The organism is Actinotignum urematis, from assembly GCF_051264595.1.
Lineage (GTDB): Bacteria > Actinomycetota > Actinomycetes > Actinomycetales > Actinomycetaceae > Actinotignum > Actinotignum timonense_A.
Genome location: NZ_JBOZBG010000021.1, coordinates 1 through 21,923, shown reverse-complemented (window position 1 = coordinate 21,923; position 21,923 = coordinate 1). Strand labels below are relative to the sequence as shown.

Sequence of the window (21,923 nt, the reverse complement as noted above, 5' to 3'; positions counted from 1 at the left end):
CACGCACCCGAAAGGAGCACCCGTGAGCACCCAGATTTTCCGGAATCTGCGCATCGAAAACGCTGAGCACCTCTCCGATATCACCGTGACCGACGGCGTCATTACCGCGATCACGCCCGCCGGGCCGGTTGCCGGTTCCGCCGCAGTTTCGCCCGCCCCCGTTTCCGGTACGACGGCGCAGCCGAGCCACGCGCCGGCCGCCACCGTCCGCGACTTTGGTGGGCGCCTGGCCCTGCCGCCCATCGTGGAATCCCACGTGCACCTGGACACCACGATGACCGAGGGTGACCCGCACCCCAACGAATCGGGCACCCTCTTCGAGGGCATCGAGATTTGGTCGCAGCGCAAGGCGAAGCTCACGGTGGAGGACGTCAAGGAGCGCGCCATGCGGGCGATCCGCCAGCAGGTACGTTTCGGCATCCAATACATCCGCTCCCACGTGGATATCAACGACCCGAAGCTCACCGCGCTGCGCGCCCTGCTCGAGCTGCGCGAGGAGCTGCGCGACCGCGTCACCTTGCAGCTGGTGGCCTTCCCGCAGGAGGGCATCGAATCCTACCCGCACGGACGCGAACTGCTGCGCACCGCCGCCGAGCTGGGCGTGGACGCCATCGGCGCCATCCCGCATTACGAATTCACGCGCGAATACTCGGTGAGCTCGCTGAATTACGCGGTGGGCCTCGCGCAGGAATTCAACCTCCTCATGGACGTGCATTGTGATGAGATCGACGACGGCGCTTCGCGCGGTCTGGAAACCCTGGCGACTCGGGCCTACGAGGCGGGTATCGGGGAGAAGGTCACGGCCTCGCATACCACGGCGATGCATTCGTATAACAATGCCTATTTCATTCGGCTGCTGCGACTGCTCAAGATGAGCGGAATCAATTTTGTATCCAATCCGATGGTCAATACCCACCTGCAGGGGCGCACGGATACCTATCCGAAGCGCCGCGGGGTGACCCGGGTCAAGGAGCTGACGGAAGCCGGAATCAACGTGTCCTTCGGGCAGGACGATATCGTCGATCCGTGGAATCCGCTGGGCACGGGCTCGCTGCGCGACGTGACCCTCATCGGGCTGTACGTGACCCAGATGATGGGGGCTTCGCAGATCGATCATTCCTATCGCTTCATCACCCATAACGGCGCGCGCACCCTCCACCTGCCTGATTACGGCATCAAGGTGGGTAATCCCGCGAACTTCATCGTGCTGGGGGCGCCGTCGTGGCGCGAGGCCCTGGCTTTCCACGCCCCGGTGCTGGCTTCCTACCGGCGCGGCGAGCTGCTTTTCGAGTCCACTGAGCCGGAGCGCGCCTGGCATTTGTAGGCGGTTGGTTGTGCGCCGCGCGCGCCGCGCGCTTTTCTCCCGGACCCTCGGCCGAGTGACAGGCCGGGGGTTCGGTGAATTTAAGCCGGTGGGCGGGCCTGCGAACGACAGGCACCGACCGCCCACCATCACGCCGGCTCACAAAGTGGTACTGGAGCTACAGTCAACACCCGATTTTCTGTCGTGCAGTACCACTCTGTAAGGCCCGCAGTTCTCCAGTACCACTTTGTCTCTGCACCGCGGGCCTGGCGGCCAGCCACCACCCGGAGCTGATCTGGCATCTGGCGGCCCAGGCCCGTCCAGCCCGGGCCCGTCCAGCCCGCCCCGAAAACAAAGTGCGCGTAAGAGCACCGTTTCGGAGCTATTTCGTGTCTCTTACGCGCACTTGACGAGGGTGATGGTCCGAAATGCGCACTTGAGGAGGAGGGAGACCAGGCCGACTCACAAAATGTACATGGGTGACTGTTTTTCCGAGATGTACTTCGCATGTACGACATCTGCACTACAGCTCGGAAAACACCTACCACCCCGCCTCCCCTTGCGCCGCCTATTTTACATGTGTAAATTAGGCGGCATGAGAGAGGTACACACAGACGCTCCCAACGGCGGCACGAGCGGAATGCCGAACGCAAATCAGCACAGCATCCTCGGCCCCGCCGCAAACCAGCACAGCCCCCTCGGCCCTGCCGCAGACGATCCGCGGGCCCGGCGCTCCTACGATGCACTGGTGCACGCTGCTGGCGCGCTCATTGATAGCGGCGCGGCGATTGATGATCTCACCGTCTCTTGGATCACGCGGGAAGCCGGGGTCACCCGCCCCACTTTCTACCAGCATTTTTCTGGGATTAGCCAACTGGTGCGCGCCGTCGTTCTTACACGGCTCCACGCAATTTTTGACGCCACCCCGGTGCCAACCTCAGAAGAACCGTCGCTCGACGTACAGCTGCAGGTGCTGCTCCCCATGCTCACCACTCTGTTGGAGCACCGCCACCTCATTGCCGCGGCTCTCACCAGTTCCGCGGCTCTCGGGAGCGCAGCCCCGATTATCGCGGCGATTCGTGATCGCCTGCTCAGTGCCCCGGCCATTCGCGCCCGTGGCCGTGTCATGTTCGGTACGCCGACACCCGAAAAACAAACTTCGGGCGACGGCGCGCCTGCGCCTGCGACCGCTAAATCAAGCATGCCCGCCGGGGCGAACGGCACCTATCCCCCGCCCTCGAAAGCGGAAATGGACTTCGCTTCCATGGTGGCGGCCGGCCTGCTCTGGCGTGTGCTCCACTGGATGACCGAGGAACCCGCCGACCCCGATGATCTTCCCCGCCTCGCTACCGAAGTGGGCAGTTTTACCCGCGCCGCCTATGGAGAACACTCATGAGCGAATCACGAAACACCGCCCCGCAGCCGGATACGACGCCGCGCACCACCGCGGAAACCGGGCCGGCCGCGCCGTCCGCGCAGCCGGCTCCCGCCCGCAGCTGGCGGGAGCGCATCCGCCCCGCGATTATTATGTTTGGGCTCGCCATTATCCCGATGATCTACGCGCTGATTCTCACCGGCGCCTACGATGACCCGCTCGGCAACCTCAATGAGATCCCGGCCGCGATTGTGAACGAGGATCGCGGCACACAGCTGGGCGGCTCCGAGGTGAACCTGGGCGCAAGCATCACCACCAAGCTCTTGGAAACCGAAGAACGCCAGAACTTCCAGTGGCGGGAATACTCCGCCGCGGAGGCCCAGCAGAAACTGGCTAACGGCGATATCTACGCGGTGCTCAGCATCCCGGCGTCGTTTTCCAGCGATGCCACTTCCGTGGCGCGCGGCCCCGGGGCCGCCACCCGCGCCCGGCTCTCCTTCGTCACCGACGATGCCCTCAACTATATTGTCGGCAATGTGGGACGCGTCATCGCCTCCACCGCCACCGCGGCGGTTTCGGAGAAGGTGTCGGCCGAATATCTTGATGGCATCTACCTTTCCTTCGGGACGCTGAGCGAGCAGCTGAGCGCCGCGGCGGGCGGGGCCGGAGAGCTGGGCGCCGGGCTGCGTGACGCGGCCGGCGGCGCAACTCGGCTCGCGGAGGGCGCCGGCCAACTGGCCGAGGGCGCCGGGAGCCTCGCCACCGGAACGGAAACTTTAGCTTCCGGTGCGGGGCGTATGAACGACGGCGCAGCTCAGCTCGCGGCCGGTGCAGGCGACGCCGCGGGCGGGGCCAGCACCCTCAGCGAGGGGGTTTCCCAGGTAGCCGGTGGGGCCAGTGCCGCGAGCCTGGCGGCCGGCCAGCTCCGAGATGGTGCGGAGCGCAGCGCCGCGGGCCTGGATACCTTGGCGGCCGCCAGCCAGGATGTGGCGGCGGGCAGCCAGAAAGTAGCGGAGGGGAATGCCGCGCTGGCGGAGGGAGCCAACCGCGCCCTTGCCGGAGCGCAGCAATTGGGCACCGGCGCGGAGAAACTCAGCGGCGGGCTCAATAACCTCAATGACGGATTGAGCACCCTCATCGCGATGTACGATGTGCTGCCCCCGGAGGTGGTCAAGGCGAAGCTCGCTGAGGCACAGGCTGGCACCGCGCAACTTCTTGAGGGATCCACCCAGCTCCAGGGCGGGATAGCTGCCCTCGTCGGCGAGGAAACTGGAACGGCGGGCGGGTCCGGCATGGGTAGCGACAATGGAACAGGGGGCGGACCTGGCGCGGGCGCCGCCACCGGCGCGAGCGGCGAGCCTGGCGCGGGTGCCGAAAGCGGCGGGTTGAGCGCGCTTGCCAGCGGGGCGCAGGCCGCGAGCGCCGGGGCGGCGCAGCTCAAGGACGGTGCCGCCCAGCTGGCCGCCGGTGCGCAGCGTGCCGCCGCGGGAGGCCAGCAAGCCTTGGCCGCCACCACGGAATTCGCGGACCAACTCGATGCCCTGGCCGTCGGGAGCAGCCGCGCCGCCGCCGGGGCCACCCAGCTAGCGGAAGGCACCGCGCTCCTCGCTACCGGAAGCGGCGAACTAGCCGCCCGTGCCCCTGAACTAGCCGCCGGGGCACGCGCCGCCCACAGCGGGGCCACTCAGGTAAGCAGCGGCGCCACCACCCTCGCGACCAACCAGGAAACCCTGCGCGACGGTTTGCACACCCTGCGCGAGGGCGCCGCCACCCTGGAAGTGAAGCTCTCCGAAGGTGCGGAGAAAATCCCGGTCTACACCCCGAGCGAATCAGAAACGATGCAGCGAGTGGGGGCCACCCCGGTGGAATTGAGCACCACCCGCGCTCACCCCGTCGGTGATTTCGGTGCGGCAGTGGCCTGCTACTTCATCGCGCTGGCGATGTGGGTGGGCGCTATCGGCCTCTATCTCATGAAGCCACCTCTCTCGCGCCGCCTGGCGGCGGCGCGCGTATCCGGGCTGCGGCTCGGGCTCGGTTCGGTTGCTAGCGGGGCGCTCATGGGAATCGTGCAGGCGGGCCTGCTGGTCGGGATACTCCACCTCTTCGGGAATGTGGATCTCATTAACCCGGGCGCCACCCTGGCCATCTGCGTCACCTCCTCGATTGTGTATATCGCGATCAACCAGGCACTTATTGCGCTTTTCGGCGCCCCGGGTCGTTTCATCGCGCTCCTCATGATCGTGATCCAGCTGGGCGCGGCCGGCGGCATCTACCCGGTGGAAACAGCGCCGGGCTTCTTCCAGGCCGTCCACCCGCTGCTGCCCGTCACCCACACGGTTAACGCCCTGCGTGCCGCGATTGCCGGTGGCCCGATTGACACCGCGGCCTACGCCAGCGCGCTCGGGATATGGTTCGCCGCTTCGGTGCTGGCCACCGTCCTTGCTGCCATCATCAAAATACGCCGCGATGGCCATGCCGGCACGTCGCGGCCCCGCGAGGCGAAAGCCGGTAGCGGCGTCGTCGTACCAAAAAATGAGGAGGCGCCCGCCGCGGCACGGTAAAACGCAGGAGCGCGACGGCACGGTAAAACGCTACGGCACGATAAAGCGCAGGAGCGCACGCCGGGCCCGCACCCACCCCCGCACCGTAATTTCTGAGTCCTATTTACCACGAAGTAAGGGAAGCCTAATATGGAGGTGCTCCGCGGATCGCCCGCGGGGCACCTCTCCTACTGTTCGCGGAGGAATGGGATGACGGCTCAACTCACCCACGCAGATGCCGGCACCGCCCCGAACGGCGGCGTCGCCACGCGTGTCGATACGTATAAAGAAAAACGCGCGCAAGGACAGCGCGCCCTCAAAGAACTCATGGCGCCGATTGCCCCGCGCCTGGCGCTCGGCCGCTTCGTGGCGGTGTGCTCCTCGCTCGTGGCCGTGGCGCCGTTTATTGCGCTGGTGCGCATCGGCGATATTCTGCTGCCGGCCTGGCGCGCGGGAACGCCGATAGATACCGCGGCGCTCAGCTGGAATGTGAAACTACTTGCCGGGGCTTTTTGCACCCAGCTGCTCCTCTACTTCCTGGCGCTCACCATCACGCATTTCGCGGATCTCACATTGCGCGGCCTGCTCCAAGAGCGCATTATCGCACAGATTTCACGCGCGCCGCTCTCGTGGTTCTCCCGGGCGCGCTCCGGGCAGATCCGCAAAGCCATCCAGGCCGATACCACCACGCTGCACACCCTGGTGGCGCACGCCCCGGTGGAAACCACGGCCGCGGTAGCCACCCCGCTCGCCCTCGTTATTTTTGCTTTTACCGTGAATTGGCGCCTGGGGCTCCTCACCATCATCCCGCTGCCCTTCTATTTCGCGGCGCAAATGTTCATGATGCGCGATATGGGCGAAAAGACCGCGGAGATGGACGACCGGCTCGGCTACCTCGCCGCGCGCGGGGTGGAATTCGTGGAAGGCATCCAGGTGGTCAAAAGCTTCGGGAAAGTCGGCCACGCGCATCGCGCTTTCGCTCGCGCCGCCGATGATTTCGGGAATTTCTACTGGGACTGGTGCGGGCCGCTGCTCAAAGGCTCCGCGCTGGCGATGTCCTTCATTTCCGCGCCGGTGGTGCTGCTCGTCAATATGGGGCTCGGCTCGCTGATCCTGGCCGCCGGCGGCGCCACCCTCCCCGAGGTCATCGCCTGTTCCCTCATCGGCCTCATCGTGCCGCTCACCTTCGACACCCTCTCCACCAGCATGTGGTCCTACCAGCTGGCCGGGAATTCCGCGCTGCGCATTATCGAGGTGACGAGCGTGGAACAGTTGCCGCAGCTGGAAGCCCCCGCGGAAAATCCCGCAGCAGATCCCGCAGCCCCCGCGGCCGCGAGTACCGAGGAAGCCGCGGGCGGCGTCGTACCCGCGCATGTTGTTTTCGAGAACGTGAGTTACTCCTATCCGCGCGCCGGGCGCACCATCCAGGCGCTCGACGGCGTATCCCTCACGCTGCGCCGCGGCACCGTGACCGCGCTGCTCGGGCCCTCCGGTTCGGGCAAATCCACGCTGGCGACCATGCTCGCGCGCTTCCGCGATCCGGATAGCGGGCGGGTGCTCCTCGACGGGCGCGACCTGCGCACCCTCCCCGAAAAAGACCTCTACGCGCGGGTCGCTTTCGTGCTCCAAGATGCGCAAATGCTGCGCATGTCCGTGCGCGATAATATTCGCCTCGCGCGTCCCCATGCCGACGACGCCGCCATCGAGCAGGCGGCCCGCGCCGCCAATATTTGGGACGATATCTGCGCCCTCCCCAAGGGGCTGGACACGGTGCTCGGGGAAGATACCACGATGTCCGGGGGCCAAAACCAGCGCCTGGCCATCGCGCGGGCGCTGCTGGCCGACGCCGATCTTCTTATTTTGGATGAGGCGACCGTGGCCACCGATCCCCAATGCGAAGCGGAAATTCAAAGCGCCCTCAACCGTTTGGTGGCCGGGCGCACCGTGCTGGTGATCGCGCACCACGCCGAATCGGTGCTCGGTGTGGATCAGGTCTGCATTTTGGAACAGGGGCGGATTTCTGCCCTGGGCACCCCGGACGAGGTAGCCACGCATCCCTTCTGGGTGCGGCTCATGGAAGGACGCGAACATGCCTAAGAACTCTGAGGCCACGAACACCTACGGCGGGCGCGCGGGCGGCGGGCACACGCACACCGCGAGCGCACCCGCCACGTACGGCGCCCACACGCACACCGGGCGTTTCTCCGATCCGCTCCTCGTGCACGCCTACGGCTCGGTCCTCACTAAGGAAGGCCACGGCTACTACCGCCGCTCGATTATCCTGGTCATCCTTTCCGGGATGATCGAGGGCCTGGCGCTGCTCACCGTGGTGCCCCTGGCGCTGACATGGTCCACCGGCACCCCGACCCTCGGGCTCGGCGTGGGCGGCTGGATGAGCGTGCTTGCCGGACTCGCGGTGACCGGCCTGCTCACCGCCTACGTTCAGGCGGTCATGGCCTACACCGCCGCCATGGACGTGATCCGCCACAGCCTCAGCCTGCTGGGCGACCAGCTTTCCCGCCTGCCGCTGGGATGGTTCCGCTCCGGCTGGGCCGGCACCCTCTCGCGCCTGGTCACCGACGGCCTCATGGCCATCGGCCAGGGCATCGCCCATTTCACCACCCCAATTATCCGCAACGCCACCGCAGCCCTGGTGCTGCTGGTGGGGATGTGGATCTGGCAGTGGCAGCTGGGGCTTGCCCTTACGGTTGCGTTCCCGCTGCTGTGCGCGCTGGCCGGCGCGGCCCGGGTTTTACGACGCCGCTCCGAGCTAGCCACCAGTGCTACCGAAAGCGATCTGGCTGACCGGATCGTGGAATACGCCCGGTGCCAGCCGATCCTGCGGGCCACCGGCCAGGCCGCCACTTTCGCGCCGCTCCACACCGCTGTGAACGCGAACCTCGCCGCCCAGCGCCGTTCGCTGTGGCTGGGCATCGCCGCGAATCTACTTTCCGGGGTGGGCGCGCAGCTGCTGGTGGTGAGTCTTATCGCGCTGGCGGTGCACCTGTGCACCGGCGGGCTGCTCAACCCGGCGGCCACCCTCGCCTTCCTCGGGGTGGCACTGCGTTTCATGCGAAATCTGGAGGATTTCACCGCTTTCGTTATGGCGACCGAGGTGGCTCGCACCCCGCTTGACTCCATGCGCGAGGTGCTTGATGCACCTGTCCCGAGCGAGCCGGCCAGCGACGTCGCCCTTCCCACGCCCGGCGAAGTTGCCCTCAGGGACGTTCGTTTCGGGTACCGCGCGGATACCCCGGTACTCGACGGTGTGAGTTTCACGGCCCGCCCGGGCACCCTCACCGCGATTGTGGGGCCCTCCGGGGCCGGCAAATCCACTCTGTTCCGGCTCATGTGCCGGTTCTGGGACGTGGACGGCGGCAGCGTGAGCATCGGTGGCGTGGATGTGCGTGATCAAACGACGGCGCAGCTCATGGCGCAGTTGTCCATGGTGTTCCAGGATGTTTATCTGTACGACGACACCCTCGAAGCGAATATTCGGGTGGGGCGCGAGGGCGCCACGGATTCCGAAGTGCGGGCGGCCGCGGATATGGCCGGGGTAAGCGATATTGCCGCGCGGTTGCCCGATGGCTGGGAGAGTCCGGTCGGCGAACGCGGCGGGATGCTATCGGGTGGGGAACGCCAGCGGGTTTCCATCGCGCGGGCACTCCTCAAGCACGCCCCTATCGTGCTTTTCGATGAGGCAACCTCGGCCCTCGACCCGGAAAATACCGCCGCTATCCGCGCCTGCATTCAGCAGCTGCGCCAGGAAGCAACGGTGCTGGTGATTGCTCACAAGCTGGAAACGGTGCAGGGTGCGGACCAGATCGTGGTACTCGACGCGGGCGGGACCGTGCGCGAAGTGGGCACCCACGCGGAGCTGCTAGAAAGCGGCGGACTGTACCGGAAGTTCTGGGAGGATCGACGGCGCGCGGCCGGCTGGCAGCTGGGAGCCGCGGCGGATTAGTGCCGGCCTGGCGGAATGCCGCCGCCTCGGCGAAATAGCGCCGCTTCGGCGGATTAGTGCCGCTCTTCGCGTACACGTCGCGGGCCCGCCGGTACGTTTGAAAACGCCCGGCGGGCCCCATCCTACATTTTGCAACGCAACCGGCCTACATTTTGTAACGTAGAGAGCCTACAAAATGCAACGTAAGGGCTCTACATTTTGCAACGTAAGCGGTTGTGCACGATCTCAGCGTTTTGCCGAGACCTTGGGCGGGCACGTGCGGCATTACCGCGATTCCTACGGCCATGAAATTGATGCGGTGCTGGAATTGCCCGGCGGCGTCTGGGCGGGCGTCGAAGTCAAGCCAGCCACACTGAGCATCCACGCCGCCCCCGCCACGCCAAGCCAACGCCGCGCATACTCATACCCACTCCCGGATTTTCAAGCATTTACAAGGATTTTCACGCCACATAACGGTTGACACCCCGCGCTCCACTCCATAAAGTTAGGGCCACCTAACCACTAGGTCGGGAGCCGGTTTCACGCCCCGGCCGCTAACAAAGGAGCATTGGTGAAACGCCGTGTCATGACCGTTGCCCTGAGCGCGCTCTGCGCCGGGTTACTGGCGAGCTGTTCCGCATCTTCCACCTCTACCGAATCACCTACCAGCTCGAGTGGTGCCAGCGCAGCTGCGTCGTCGGCCTCCCCCGCCACGGGCGATGCCGCAAGCGGCCCCATCACCGTGACCGATCAGCGCGGCCACCAGGTGGAAGTCACGCGCCCGGTGCAAAAAATTGCCTCCGCGGTGATTCCCGCGCCCACCATTATTGCCGCGGTAGATGGATCCTGGGATCGCATTGTTGGGATTAACGAATCGCTGCTGGTCGCCAATAAACAGGGCATTATTTCGAAGATTTTCCCCGCCTCGGTGACCACCCCGGTGATCGCGGATCGCCAATTCACCCCGAATATGGAAACCATTCTGGCGCAGGATCCGGACGTATTTATTCAGTGGGGTGACCGCAGCGAGGATCTTATTACCCCGATTGAGTCGGCCGGCATTCCGGTGCTCGGGCTCAAGTACGGCACCCAGGAAAATCTGGAAACCTGGATCAAGCTTTTCGGGGAAATCCTCGGCAAGGAAGACCGCGCCGCGCAGCTTATCGACTATATGCACAGCGAACAGGAATCGATATCCAAGCAGGTCGCAGCGCTGGGCAAGCCCAAGCCGCGCGGGCTGCAGCTGAGCTACTCGGCGGAAAAGATGTCCGCGAATACCGAAAAGAGCTACGGGCAGCACGTTTTCGATGTGGCCGGGATTCAGAATATGGCCACCTCGGATGTGGTGCAGGATGGCATCGTTTCCCCGGAGCAGATCCTGGCCTGGGATCCGGAAATTATTTTCCTTTCCGCTTTCGATAAGGCCGTGCCCGACGATCTTTATAACGATCCGCGCCTGGCCGAAGTAAGTGCTATTAAGAATAAGCGCGTCTACCGCGCCCCGCTGGGCGTGTACCGCTGGCAGGTTCCGTGCGCGGAATCGCCGCTGTACTGGAATTACGTGGCGGCCCTCGCCTACCCGGGAGAATTTAAGGTCGATATGCCCGCGCTCATGCGCGAGAAGACGAAGTGGGTCTACAACTACGATCTCACCGACGAAGATATCGATCTGGTTCTGCGCACCGATATTAATGCCGGCAGCGCTAATTATGACGTTGTCCGCTAAATCCGCAGATTCAATGGCCGCATCCGGTGCGCCCGGTGCAGTGCCGGGAACGATGAGTACGACGACGGCGGGGGCTACCGCCCCCGCACCCGCGGCCAGCGCGCCAACCACAGCCGTCAGTACCATCGCCCGGCGCCGCACCGCGGCTTTCGCGGTGCTGCTCATCACCACCATCGCGCTGCTCGGCGCGATGGTGGTGGCGATGGGCATGGGCCAGCTCTCCATTAGTGCTCCGGACGTGGTGCGCATCCTCTTCTCGAGTCCGGATGATGTAGATCGCTCCGCGCTGGTGGCCATTAACCAAATTCGGGCCCCGCGGGTCATCCTTGCCGTGGTGCTCGGTGGGTGCCTGGCGGTTTCCGGCGCGGTGCTCCAGTCCCTGTTCCGTAACCCGCTGGTCTCCCCCGATATTGTGGGGGTTTCTTCCGCGGCTGCCTTCGGTGGGGTGCTGGCGATCCTCGTGGGTACCTCGAGTTTTATTCTCATGGGATCCACTTTCATTTTCGGGCTCTCCGCGGTGGTCTGCGTCATGCTCATCGGGCGGATTCGCTCCCATTCGGCCACCCTCACGATTGTGCTGGCCGGCGTGGTCGTGTCCGCGTTCTTTAATGCCATGGTTTCCCTCATGACCTACGTGGCCGACCCGTACAGTAAACTTCCCTCGATTACTTTCTGGCTTATGGGCTCGCTAGCTGCGGCGTCGTGGGCAAAAGTCACCACTATTATTATTCCCGTTATTATTGGGCTGATCGTGGTGGTGGCGCTGCGCTGGCGTATTAATGTGCTCTCGCTGGGCGATGAGGATGCCCGGGCTCTCGGTATTAATCCGAGTGCGATGCGCTGGGTGTGTATTTTCGCCGTCGCCCTTCTTACGGCGGCTTCGGTGGCCGCAGCTGGCATTATCGGCTGGGTGGGCCTGGTTATTCCGCACCTGGTGCGCCTGCTGGTGGGGCACGATAATCGCGTGGTTATCCCGGAGTCTTTCCTCATGGGCGGGATGTATCTCCTTATTATTGACACGATTGCGCGCAATGCGACCTCGGTGGAAATTCCGGTGGGAATTTTGACCGCCACCATCGGCGCCCCGGTATTTATTGGGCTGCTTATTCGGCGTGCGCGGAAGGGGCGGGCTCTTGCTTAAAGCAGATAATCTTGGGCATCACTATCGCGGCGGCCCGTGGCTGTTCCGCGGGGTGGAGCTGGAGGCCCGCCCCGGCGAAGTGCTGACCGTGCTCGGGCCGAATGCGCGCGGGAAAACTACCCTGCTGACCTGCTTGGCCGGGGTGCGCACCCCGGTGGAAGGCAGCGTCCATTCCGACGGGCCCATCGGCTACGTGCCGCAATCCCACGCGGCAAACCACCAGTTCACCGTGCATGACATGGTCCTCATGGGCCGGGCCCGCACCATGCGAGTTTTCGCCAGCCCTTCGGCCGCCGATAGCGAGGCCGCCTGGGAGGCGCTCGAACGGGTTGGCATCGCGCATTTAGGCGGGGCCACCTATGCTGAGCTTTCCGGCGGGCAACGCCAGCTCACGCTCATTGCCCGCGCCCTGGTCGCCACCCCGAGCACCCTCATTTTGGACGAGCCAACATCCGCCCTGGATCTGCGCAATCAGCGCCGCGTCCTCACGATTATTCGCACGCTCGCAGCCGAGGGCCTGGCCATAATTATGACCACGCACGACCCGGCGCACGCCTTCCTCACCTCGCGCACCACCCTCGTCATGGATGCCGACGACCTCTCCATCGGGGAAACCGCGCGCCAACTCACCGAAGCGCGGCTGAGCACCCTTTATCGCACTCCGATTCGGGTCCGTGATGTTCCGGTTGACCGTGGCTCGCAGTGCGTCGTCGTACCGGATTTCAGTGCGAACGACGACGCCGCCTCTTCCGCTTCCACACCACCCTCGCAAAGAAAGGACCACGATGGGTAATATCCTCACGATTATGAATATGGTGCGCGATGCGAGCACGCCACCTGATCTTATTGATACCTACGAACTGCCCGGCACCCAGCTGGCCGATTACCGCGGAATTGTGGTGTCGATGGGCGCCGATCAGCTTTTCCTGGAAACTCAGCGCGAGCGCCTGAGCGCGTGGGTGCGCGCGGGCGGGAAATTGCTGGCCAATGGCCTGCCGATGCGGCGCTGGGTGGATGGGCTGCCGAGCCACCGAAAAATGGAATTTCACGGGCTGGATGATGTGTGGCTGAGTGCGGTGGAGCCGCATCCGATCTGGGAGGGTGTGGAGCGGCGCGATATGCTGCTGCGCACCGGCGTGCCCGGCCAGCATTCCTTCGAGGAATTACGCGAGATCGGGGTGGCCGGTTTTTACGCGCGGTCTTTCCTGGCTGAGCTGCCCAAAGGCGCCCGGGTGATCACGGGGATCGGCCCGGGTAAGCTGCCGGTGGACGTCAGCTACCGGCTGGGCGAAGGCGAAGTGATCGTCCACAACGGTAACGACCTCAGCGGTTTCGCTTTCCCGGGCACGTCCGCCGCCGAGCTGCGCCGCGCCATCACCGAGTACCTGGAGAAGTAGCGATGAAGAAAATAGCATTTGTGCATACCGGTTCGTTTTTCCACCTCGCGACCGTGAAAGATCCGGCCGTGCGGGCGCGCCCGGTCACCCCCGTGTACTGGCCGGATTATTCGGGAGATTTTTCGGAGTTCGACGCCGTCTATCTGGCGGCACGTAATCACCCGGGTGTGGTGGCTGCGAAGCACGGCCAGGTGCTGGATTTCCTGGGGCAGGCCGGTAAAAAAGTATTTATCGATGGTATTAACCAGGTGGATAGTTGGCTGCCGGGCGCGTCTGAGACTCCGCGCGGCACGAATTTCTGGTCCTGGCGTACCGGCGAGGATCTGGGGCGGCGCTCAGTGAACACTGATCACCCGCTCTGGGAGTATCTTTCCGATGAGGCCGTCCACTGGCATTATCACGGGGTGCTTGCGCCTCCGGCGGGGGCGACGCCGCTGGTGGTACTCACGCAGGTGGAGCAGACCGGGCCGGGCGTGGATCCCTGGGGTGGGCATTATTTGGCGCTTCCCGATCACCCGAATATGCTGCTCTACCACGATAATGTGACTTTCCCCGCCGAGCTGGTGGTTTCCACGATGGACGCGACCTACCATCACGGGGCCGGTTTCATGCCCGGCGCCACCCAGTTGCTCTACCGCATGCTGGAGTGGCTCGGGGATTAGCGCCGGCGCGTGGCGCGGGCCGGGGCGACCGGAGCGGTCGGCGAGACCCGGGCGGCCGGTGCGGCCGGTGCCGCTGGCGTGCAGCCTTGGCTGTACGCGAGCGCGGCTCTTAGTCGAGAACGCAATCGGGTGGGCGTGCGAGATGTCGCGCGCCCACCTTTTCTACCCTAGGAGAATGGCCCGGAACCTCGCACGCATGAGGTCGCTAATATTGAAGCATCCAGAGGAAACGGCGCACCCGACTCCAGCGACAATGGATTGCTACTGTGCCGGAACCATCACCGCGCCTTTGACATTGGCTGCTTACAGTACGACGCCGCAACGGCAAGGCTTCGACGGCGGGAAGACTGCACTCCCTTCTAAAGTCCGCTCGTAAAACACTGCATCTTTTCTAGCCCGGCTTGACTACAGTTTCAAGCCGGGCTAGAATTCCGCCAACCACCTACAAGAAAGAAGAAAACATGAATCGCCCCGTATTCAAAGCAAGCGCCGAACGTGCCGGTAAACAGTGGCACCTGGAATGCCATGCGGTTGATCATGTTTCAGAATGTCCAAAGCTCGATCAGGCTGAAGAGGTAATCCGGCGCGCTATCACATCTCAAATTGGACTCGCAGCCGATAGCTTCGATACTTCCATTGATATCATCCTGCCCGAAGGTTTCGATATCCGGATTGCAGAAACATACCGTCTCCGCCACGAGGCGGAAGAACTCACCCGGCAGGCTGCGGCACAAACACGCAGCATTGCACTCGAACTTAAAGAAAACGGCCTAACTCTGCGCGATATCGGCGCCATTCTCGGAGTCTCGTACCAGCGCGCCGGCCAACTAACGAAAGGATAATTTCGATGCTCCTGACTGCATACAAGCCACCTGTCTTATGCCAGAATGATGGGACAGGAGGTCTCCCCATGAGCGTTTTTGACGTAGCCCAGTTTTTCGTTTCCCAGTCAGCATCCGGCAGCTTGTCCGCGCCCAAACTGCAAAAACTGTGCTTCTATGCCTTTGGCTGGTACGGCTACCAAACAGGCGAAGCCCTCTTCGATGATGCCTTCTGCGCAATGGAGAACGGTCCCGTTGTAGGCGATCTCCTTACGGCGTCTGCTTGCCGCGCAACTGTGGATCAAAAGCTTCTCGAAGAAGTCCATGCCGCTTGGGAAGAAGAAACCAAGGAGTTCGATCTTTACACCAGCGATATTCTGAAGGCAGTCTGGGATCGGTATGGTGACATAACTCCTGAGGAACTGACCCGCGCCACACAGCAGGAGGAACCATGGGTTGAGGCATGGCAGTCTCGCCCACATGGAGCAAAGCGCGCGGCGCTGTCAAGCTTCGAGATTATCGATTACTTCGTCACGAGAAAGAGTCCTGATTTTGCGCTACCGGATCGCAAGATCATCTACGATCCTTTCCCCTTCGAAGAAACCCCAACGCCGGCTTCGTTTTTTGAGAAACTTCGGGATTTGGGATGTCTTTCCATCTGACTCGCCTGAACGAAGATATTTTCCTCGATTCTTTCATTACAGGAAAAGACAACGACTCGCTCGGAAGGTGGCTCCGCGACAAAGCTCGCAAACTCCAGGAAGAGGATACCTGCGTGGTGTGGGTACTTTGCCAAGAGAACTCGAGCGAGCCGCTCGGATATTTCGCGCTTACCAGCACAAACGTCCCTACTACGCGCATCTTGAAGCGAGATCGATATCATTTCCCTGAGAACGGCAGCCTATAGGCGGCTTACGATCATCACCCTGCTTTACTGCTAGGTAAATTCGCTCTCCACGCGGATTATGCAGGAAAGAGCTCGCTGGGCCCCTTACTCATGGCACACGTATTTTCTAAGGCCGCAGCGGTAAGCGAGATTATCGGAGTACGTTATATCATCCTGCAAACACAGGTAAAATCCGTCGCTAATTACTACCAGCGTGAGTATGGTTTCACTTCGCTCCACAGCAGCCAGGCTTCCACCTTCCCGATGTACAAGACAATTAGTGCTGCACGCGAAGCCGTCACCCATTTCTTACCCTAGGAATAGCAGCAGAAGCCTATTGCCTGGCTCGGTCACCGCTCTTGCTCGCAAAGAATCTGTTTCGCAACCTTCTGAGCGCGGTGTGCACCGGCAAATACGCAGGCGAGCAGCACCACCATGCTGAGGATGATGATCGTGGCGATCACCCCGTCGGAGAGCGGGAGCAATACCGCGAAACCGCTGAAGACTAGGCATGCTGTGGCGGCGGCTGTCCACGGCCAAGCTGCGGCGTGCGCTTCCTGCCACGTTTCCTGGTTCGTCATGATGATGTCAGTGCGGTACCCGACGAGTTCGTTAAGCTTGAGGGTCTTTTTGCGCGAGGCGTAGGCAAACCAGCCGCTAACCACCGCAGATCCCCATAAGATAACCACTATAACTACCGCGATCTGCCAGGTCATTGACCCCTCCCATCTGCCAGCTTCGTTGCTGGTGGCGCTCTTCTCAGTGAACGGTATTTTCCCATGGGCCAGTTTACTGAGTGGCAGCGTCGTCGTACCAGTACCCACATCAAATTCGTAAGCGATAGAACCTGTCGGAAATACCGACAGCTTGCTTCCCACTGGGCGCGCTGCGCTACCGAATATACGCAGGTTCAGCGTGCCATGAGCTGCGAAAAATCGATGACCTGGTCTGCCCACGCAATTGTGGAGGGACGGTGGGCGACCATGAGTACCGTGCGGCCTGCGGCGAGGCGTCGTATCGCTTCGCCGATGACTGCCTCGGTGATGCTGTCCAGCGCGGAGGTGATTTCGTCGAGGAGGAGGATCGGGCTGTCTTTGAGGAAAGCTCGGGCGATGGCAACGCGTTGTTTCTCCCCACCGGAGAGCGCATTTCCGCCCGGACCTACCTGGGTGTCAAGTCCGGCGGGCAGCCGCTCGATAACTGGATCCAGCCCGGCCTGGCTTACCGCGGTGAGGATTTCTTCCTCCGTGGCATCCGGCTTGGCCAGCGTCAGGTTTTCTCGGATGGACCCGCTGAAGAGGTAGACATCCTGGAACACCATTGCGATGTGGCGCATGGGCTTGCATTCGCGAATATCGCGCCCGCCGAGAGTGATGGTTCCGCCCTGTGGCTGCCAAAAGCCGGCGACCAACGCCAATGCGGTAGTTTTCCCCGCACCTGACGGGCCCACTAAAGCGGTCACTTTACCTTCCGGGGCTTTCAAGTTGAGATCACGCAGCACGGGGTAGCGCGGATCGTAGCCGAAGGTCACCCCGGAAAATTCGATGGTGCTATCGGCGAGCACGCCTGGATCCGCCTCGGGAGATACGCTCGGCCCTGGGTTCGCGTGGGAGGGCGCGAGCACGCCAGAATCCGCGTTCACGGGCTCGGCGACAGTCGAGATATCGGGCTGTTCCTCGGCGGCCGCGATAATTTCGCGCACCCGCTCGAGGGCTTGCATAGAATCCGTGAGCGCGGTGGAGTATAAGACTGATTGCGAGAGCGGCAGATTAATACGGGTGAGAACAACGGCGATGGCCAGGAAGCTGAGGAAATCCAGGCCGCCACCAACCACCAGGGCTCCGCCCCAGCCCAGGCATACGGCGAAAGCCAGTTCAACCAGCAGGAGGAATGCGGAGGCCGGGCGGCTTTGGCTGCGCAGCGTCCGCAGGATTCCGGTGGACTCGGCAGCGAGCGCCTCATCCAGGGGCTGCCATTGGGTTTGCCCGCTGCCGCGCAGGACTTGCTGGAGTTTCGCGAATTCGATAATCCGCCCGGCTACTCGGCGTGAGAGCCGGGCTTCGCTGGCTTGGGCTTCGCGCACTGCTCGATGCATCCATCCCCAGATAAACCACAATCCGATACTGGTCACCGCGAGAACCACCCCGAGGCGCCATTCAACCACCGTGACCACCACCGCCATGACGAAAGGAACCACCACGCCGGATATCACCGCAGGGAAAACCAGGGAAGCCAGGTGGGAGAGGGTGTTAACGTCTTTCGAAGTGGCATTTATAACCGCGGTGCGGCGGGATGGGGTGAACCACCCGACCGGGAGGCGCACTACCGCCGCGCCGATTTTTTTCATGAGCTCGTCGCAGATCGCGTACACGCTCACCCGGTAAGACCAGCTCATCGTCACCACGTAGAGGAAAAACGTGATGGCTCCGCTGATGCATATCGCAATGAGCCAAGAGGATAGCTGCCCATCGGCCGGCGCACCGCCGCCAGCGCCACCTTCGGTGAGCAGTGCCCGGAGGAACCCGATGAGCATCGCTAAGGTGATGCCTTGGGCCACCGCGGCCGCGGTGTAGGCCCCTATCAAGATTTTTATTTGGCGCACATGTAGTACGGTGCGCATCGCCGTGAGCATTTTCAGCATGGGATTCCCTGCTCTTTCAGCATGTCGCGGTACAGGCCCGCGGTGGCCGCGAGTTCGTCGTGGCGGCCGGATTGTACGATTCGCCCGCCCGCAATCACCAGAATCTGGTCGGCTTGGGCGAGACCGCTTAGCCGGTGGGCGATCACCAAGGTGGAGCTATGCCCGCGCCGCGCCGCGATGACCTGGTGCAGAGCCTGCGCGGTATGAGTATCTTGGTGTGCGTTCGCTTCATCCATAATAAGGAGCGGAGGATCAGCTAACAAGGTACGGGCGATACTCAAGCGCTGCGCTTCACCGCCGGAAAGCACAGCGGCCTCCCCCAGGATCGTGTCATACCCGGCCGGGAGTGCGGCGATCCGTTTGGCGATATGCGCGCGGGCCGCCGCTTCCTGTAGCTGTGCATCGGTAGCCTCCCGGTTGCCGAGCAGGAGGTTATCCCGCACACTCACCGCCGCTAAGGACACATCCTGAAATACTGTCCCGACCTGGCTGTAGAGCCCCGCACGGCTGTATTCGCGCAGGTCGTGCCCGCCCAGGGTAATGCAGCCACTTTCCGGATCCCAAAAACGTGCCGCGAGTGCACCGATGGTAGTTTTCCCAGCTCCCGAGGGCCCGACCACGGCGGTCAGAGTTCCGGATGGGAGGGTGAAACTAATATCGTGCAAGACCGGGCGGCCTGGAGCATAACCGAAGGACACATTCTGGAAACGTAGCTCCGGGGCGGCCGAATCTATAACGGTCTCAGCCTTAGCGGCCGAAGCCGTGACGCCCGTAGTCTTAGCGGCCGAATCCGTAGCGGCCGAATCCGTAGTGCGCGCAGCCAGGGCAGGAACCTGGTAATCCCCTACTTCCTGCGGTTTTTCCGCCAGCAGCGCCGCTGTATCTTCCCCGGCCCGCAGTGAGCCTTGCAGGTTCTGAGTGAGCGTCATGAGTTGCCCCAGCCCCGCGGGCAGCCCGAGCCAAATGGTGAAGAACGCCAGACTGCTCGCGGGTGTGATCCAGCCGCTCCACACGAACCAGCAAATGAGCGGGGCGCTCCACGCGAGGATCACGCCCGGCTGGCTCAATGCGGATACCACCGCAATTCCTTTACCGGCCCCGGCCAACCACCGGAAGGACGCGTCGGAATTTTCTTCCCGCGCCGTGGTGAAGCGCCCGCCGACTCCGGTGGCGGGGAGTTGGTAGTTTTTGATTTCTTTTATGCCATCAACAAGCTCCACGGTTGCGTCCGCGAGTTTCCGTTGGGCGACGTCGTAGTCTTTAACGGCTTGATCCCCGCCACGGAAAGCGATCCCCATGGCCAGGCCAACGGCAATAATAAATACTCCGCCCAGGAGGAGTGCCAGCCTCCAGTCGAGCACACACAGGTAGATGCCGCCCACCAACGGTGCCACGAGCGCACTGGCGAGTTCGGCGCTGGCATGGGCAACCAGGGTATGGATGGCGCTGGTGTCATCAACCACGATTTTCCGGATTTCACCAGGGCCCAGCCGCCGCACGCGCCCCAAAGGCAAGGCGCCTAAATGTGTGATGATACGACGGCGCAGCCGATGCCGCAGCCCTGCTTCGCTGATATGGGTGATACCAACTGCCCAGTTGTAACAGATGTGATGTACCAGCAAGCCCACCAGGGTGAGCCCCAACCACCACCAGATACGTGCCGCGCCGTGGCCGCCGAGCCAGTCATCAGCCAAGCCAACTAATGCGATATACGGAATGACCGAAGCGCCGGATCCGATGCCGGCAATAATGAAGGAAACCAGCATTGACGTGCGCACGGGTGCGACCAGCTGCCACGTAGTCGTTTTCGGAGCCTGCTTCGCGTTTTTCCCTTGATGGTGAGCCATGGGATCTTCTTTCTACCCGAGCACATGCGTGCCGGAATGTACCGGCTCTTCCAAGAGACTCCGCCATCCGGCTTCCCGGAAGTTCTGAAGTAAGCCCAGGTATTTTTTGGCGTTCTCACGGTTGAGGCCTTGCCTGAGAGCGCCAAAGAAGCCATACCAGCCGGTTTCGCACATGACCTGCGCGAAGGCGGGCCATACCGCATCTTCCGGGCCGAGCTCGATATAGAGGCGGGCTTCGTATTCGGCTAGGTCAGCTACGAAGCTCTGATAGGGAGTGCCCGCGGATCCCCACAGAACTAATTGAAATACGGTGAGGTGGTCATAGACGTAATCGATCATCCAGTCCGTGATGCTGCTACCAAGATCCTCACCTGCACCGCTACCACCCTCCCGCGGTTCTTCCGCGCGCGACTTTTCGCCGAGCGACTTTTCCGTGAGGGCAAGACCGCGCATAATACCTTCGCGGTGCCGCTGGCGTAATTCCTGGCAACAGGGTTCCACAAGAGCCGCAAACAAGGCTTGTTTATTATCAAAATGGGTATAGAGGGCGCCGGTGGTGACATTGGCTTCTTTGGCAATCACACGCAAGCTGGCTGCTTCATAGCCGTGCTCGGAAAAAGTCCGCAAAGCCGCGGCAAGGATCCGTTCCCGTGTTGAGCTATTTCCACGTGCCGCCACCGCAACCCCATTTCACATAACACTGTTATGCGATAAGGATAGCCCGGCAGAGGCAGGGCAGCAAGGGGCTATTTCGGAGTATCGGAATCGACGTTGCCGTGACTGGTAACTTGAACCATTATCTTGGCCGGTAACTTAGACGCTATCTTGGTCGGTATCTTGGTCGGTCGACCGACCAAGTACATCGACTTCGGTCAAGGAATCGCGGATTATCTCCAACATAAGCTCAACAAAATTCGAGCTATCCCCTTCCTTACCCGCAACAACGAAAGCTCGGTAATAATCCTGCTGGCGTGACCGGATGAATTCTTCCACGGGAAGCCAGAAGAAGATCTCTTTCCAGCGGCCAAGGAGCAGAGAATGCCAGAGCCGGCCCGTACGCCCGTTGCCGTCGGCGAAGGGATGGATGAACTCGAATTCGTAATGGAAAACCGCGCTCTTTATAAGCGGGTGCAACGTGGATTCCTGATACCACGCGAGCAAATGGCACATGTGTTGCGGAACCAGATCCGCCGGCGGAGCCGCGTGCACAACCACACTCCCCGCAAAGACCCCCACACCGCCAGAGCGGAAACACCCGCTCTCGGGAACTAGCCCGCTCATCATGGTTCCGTGCGCACGTAGCACATCGCGCGCTGACATCGGATCAAGTTCGGGGAGCAGGTCATATGCACTGCCGGCGTTATGCGCCTCAAGAACCTGAGCTGTCACGTCCGCGATATATTCACCGCCAAGAATGGCCCGGACTGTCTCCAGCGGCAAGGTATTCCCCTCAATGGCAAGGGTGGCGTGGATTACGCGAATACGGTTCTCGCGCCGCCCAAGCTCTCCCAAAGAATCCAGCCAGAATTTCCCGCCGTCCCCCGGGCGTTCCAGTTTTTCAACAAGGTCCTGACTTGGCTCATTTAGTGCGACTTTGGCAGTGACTCGATAAGCACGGCCACATCCGCCGGCAGCGGGGTG

At 62.5% G+C, this 21,923-nt stretch carries 18 protein-coding genes; 13 read left to right on the top strand and 5 right to left on the bottom strand.

Annotated features, from left to right (window positions below):
* The first annotated feature begins 22 nt into the window (after positions 1-22).
* The 13 genes from codA to ACRQDJ_RS08205 all read left to right on the top strand — a co-directional run bounded on the left by codA (position 23) and on the right by ACRQDJ_RS08205 (position 15,570).
* Positions 23-1,324, top strand: a complete 1,302-nt coding sequence (codA, locus tag ACRQDJ_RS08265) for a cytosine deaminase (RefSeq protein WP_284904536.1) — start codon at positions 23-25, stop codon at positions 1,322-1,324.
* A gap of 574 nt (positions 1,325-1,898) precedes the next feature.
* On the top strand, positions 1,899-2,699 hold the full coding sequence (locus ACRQDJ_RS08260; RefSeq protein WP_301575294.1) for a TetR/AcrR family transcriptional regulator: 801 nt from the start codon (positions 1,899-1,901) through the stop codon (positions 2,697-2,699).
* Positions 2,696-5,239, top strand: a complete 2,544-nt coding sequence (locus ACRQDJ_RS08255; RefSeq protein WP_284904540.1) for a YhgE/Pip domain-containing protein — start codon at positions 2,696-2,698, stop codon at positions 5,237-5,239. The genes ACRQDJ_RS08260 and ACRQDJ_RS08255 overlap by 4 nt, the downstream gene beginning before the upstream one ends.
* Before the next feature lie 189 nt (positions 5,240-5,428).
* Positions 5,429-7,315 (top strand): ABC transporter ATP-binding protein, encoded by a 1,887-nt coding sequence (locus ACRQDJ_RS08250; RefSeq protein ID WP_284904542.1) that lies wholly within the window; start codon positions 5,429-5,431, stop codon positions 7,313-7,315.
* Positions 7,308-9,182, top strand: a complete 1,875-nt coding sequence (locus ACRQDJ_RS08245; RefSeq protein ID WP_284904544.1) for an ABC transporter ATP-binding protein — start codon at positions 7,308-7,310, stop codon at positions 9,180-9,182. Before ACRQDJ_RS08250 ends, ACRQDJ_RS08245 begins: the two co-directional genes overlap by 8 nt.
* Positions 9,183-9,732: 550 nt before the next feature.
* A complete protein-coding gene (locus ACRQDJ_RS08240) occupies positions 9,733-10,887 on the top strand; it encodes an ABC transporter substrate-binding protein (protein WP_274736337.1) in 1,155 nt (384 codons plus the stop codon).
* A gap of 13 nt (positions 10,888-10,900) precedes the next feature.
* Positions 10,901-12,028: a FecCD family ABC transporter permease gene (locus tag ACRQDJ_RS08235; protein ID WP_284904547.1), complete on the top strand. Its 1,128-nt coding sequence runs from the start codon at positions 10,901-10,903 to the stop codon at positions 12,026-12,028.
* The gene (locus ACRQDJ_RS08230) at positions 12,021-12,821 is read left to right on the top strand and encodes an ABC transporter ATP-binding protein (protein ID WP_301575286.1); all 801 of its coding nucleotides are present in this window, start codon (positions 12,021-12,023) and stop codon (positions 12,819-12,821) included. The genes ACRQDJ_RS08235 and ACRQDJ_RS08230 overlap by 8 nt, the downstream gene beginning before the upstream one ends.
* On the top strand, positions 12,814-13,425 hold the full coding sequence (locus ACRQDJ_RS08225) for a hypothetical protein (RefSeq protein WP_301575284.1): 612 nt from the start codon (positions 12,814-12,816) through the stop codon (positions 13,423-13,425). The genes ACRQDJ_RS08230 and ACRQDJ_RS08225 overlap by 8 nt, the downstream gene beginning before the upstream one ends.
* 2 nt (positions 13,426-13,427) lie before the next feature.
* Positions 13,428-14,087: a hypothetical protein gene (locus ACRQDJ_RS08220; protein WP_301575282.1), complete on the top strand. Its 660-nt coding sequence runs from the start codon at positions 13,428-13,430 to the stop codon at positions 14,085-14,087.
* 210 nt (positions 14,088-14,297) lie between these two features.
* Positions 14,298-14,450, top strand: a complete 153-nt coding sequence (locus ACRQDJ_RS08215) for an HNH endonuclease (RefSeq protein ID WP_350309601.1) — start codon at positions 14,298-14,300, stop codon at positions 14,448-14,450.
* A 98-nt stretch (positions 14,451-14,548) separates the two neighbouring features.
* Positions 14,549-14,929 (top strand): hypothetical protein, encoded by a 381-nt coding sequence (locus ACRQDJ_RS08210; RefSeq protein ID WP_284904550.1) that lies wholly within the window; start codon positions 14,549-14,551, stop codon positions 14,927-14,929.
* A gap of 68 nt (positions 14,930-14,997) precedes the next feature.
* Positions 14,998-15,570 carry a Panacea domain-containing protein gene (locus tag ACRQDJ_RS08205; RefSeq protein WP_284904552.1) on the top strand — a complete coding sequence of 191 codons (573 nt, stop codon included), beginning with the start codon at positions 14,998-15,000 and terminating at the stop codon, positions 15,568-15,570.
* 574 nt (positions 15,571-16,144) lie between these two features.
* On the opposite strand, the gene ACRQDJ_RS08200 is transcribed toward ACRQDJ_RS08205, so the two are convergent.
* From ACRQDJ_RS08200 to ACRQDJ_RS08180, 5 genes are all read right to left on the bottom strand, one after another.
* Positions 16,145-16,510: an SdpI family protein gene (locus ACRQDJ_RS08200; protein WP_284904553.1), complete on the bottom strand. Its 366-nt coding sequence runs from the start codon at positions 16,508-16,510 to the stop codon at positions 16,145-16,147.
* 194 nt (positions 16,511-16,704) lie between these two features.
* A complete protein-coding gene (locus ACRQDJ_RS08195; RefSeq protein ID WP_284904555.1) occupies positions 16,705-18,435 on the bottom strand; it encodes an ABC transporter ATP-binding protein in 1,731 nt (576 codons plus the stop codon).
* On the bottom strand, positions 18,429-20,282 hold the full coding sequence (locus tag ACRQDJ_RS08190) for an ABC transporter ATP-binding protein (RefSeq protein ID WP_284904557.1): 1,854 nt from the start codon (positions 20,280-20,282) through the stop codon (positions 18,429-18,431). The genes ACRQDJ_RS08195 and ACRQDJ_RS08190 overlap by 7 nt, the downstream gene beginning before the upstream one ends.
* Positions 20,283-20,294: 12 nt before the next feature.
* Positions 20,295-20,960: a TetR/AcrR family transcriptional regulator gene (locus ACRQDJ_RS08185; RefSeq protein WP_284904559.1), complete on the bottom strand. Its 666-nt coding sequence runs from the start codon at positions 20,958-20,960 to the stop codon at positions 20,295-20,297.
* A 135-nt stretch (positions 20,961-21,095) separates the two neighbouring features.
* A partial coding sequence (locus tag ACRQDJ_RS08180) for a Fic family protein (protein WP_435717986.1) occupies positions 21,096-21,923 on the bottom strand: 828 nt, incomplete at its 5' end.

Coding starts and splice junctions, on each gene's coding strand:
- ACRQDJ_RS08260 (WP_301575294.1), top strand. CDS start 1,899: ATGAGAGAGGTACACACAGACGCTCCCAACGGCGGCACGAGCGGAATG.
- ACRQDJ_RS08255 (WP_284904540.1), top strand. CDS start 2,696: ATGAGCGAATCACGAAACACCGCCCCGCAGCCGGATACGACGCCGCGC.
- ACRQDJ_RS08250 (WP_284904542.1), top strand. CDS start 5,429: ATGACGGCTCAACTCACCCACGCAGATGCCGGCACCGCCCCGAACGGC.
- ACRQDJ_RS08245 (WP_284904544.1), top strand. CDS start 7,308: ATGCCTAAGAACTCTGAGGCCACGAACACCTACGGCGGGCGCGCGGGC.
- ACRQDJ_RS08235 (WP_284904547.1), top strand. CDS start 10,901: ATGGCCGCATCCGGTGCGCCCGGTGCAGTGCCGGGAACGATGAGTACG.
- ACRQDJ_RS08225 (WP_301575284.1), top strand. CDS start 12,814: ATGGGTAATATCCTCACGATTATGAATATGGTGCGCGATGCGAGCACG.
- ACRQDJ_RS08220 (WP_301575282.1), top strand. CDS start 13,428: ATGAAGAAAATAGCATTTGTGCATACCGGTTCGTTTTTCCACCTCGCG.
- ACRQDJ_RS08210 (WP_284904550.1), top strand. CDS start 14,549: ATGAATCGCCCCGTATTCAAAGCAAGCGCCGAACGTGCCGGTAAACAG.
- ACRQDJ_RS08205 (WP_284904552.1), top strand. CDS start 14,998: ATGAGCGTTTTTGACGTAGCCCAGTTTTTCGTTTCCCAGTCAGCATCC.
- ACRQDJ_RS08200 (WP_284904553.1), bottom strand. CDS start 16,510: ATGACCTGGCAGATCGCGGTAGTTATAGTGGTTATCTTATGGGGATCT.
- ACRQDJ_RS08195 (WP_284904555.1), bottom strand. CDS start 18,435: ATGCTGAAAATGCTCACGGCGATGCGCACCGTACTACATGTGCGCCAA.
- ACRQDJ_RS08190 (WP_284904557.1), bottom strand. CDS start 20,282: ATGGCTCACCATCAAGGGAAAAACGCGAAGCAGGCTCCGAAAACGACT.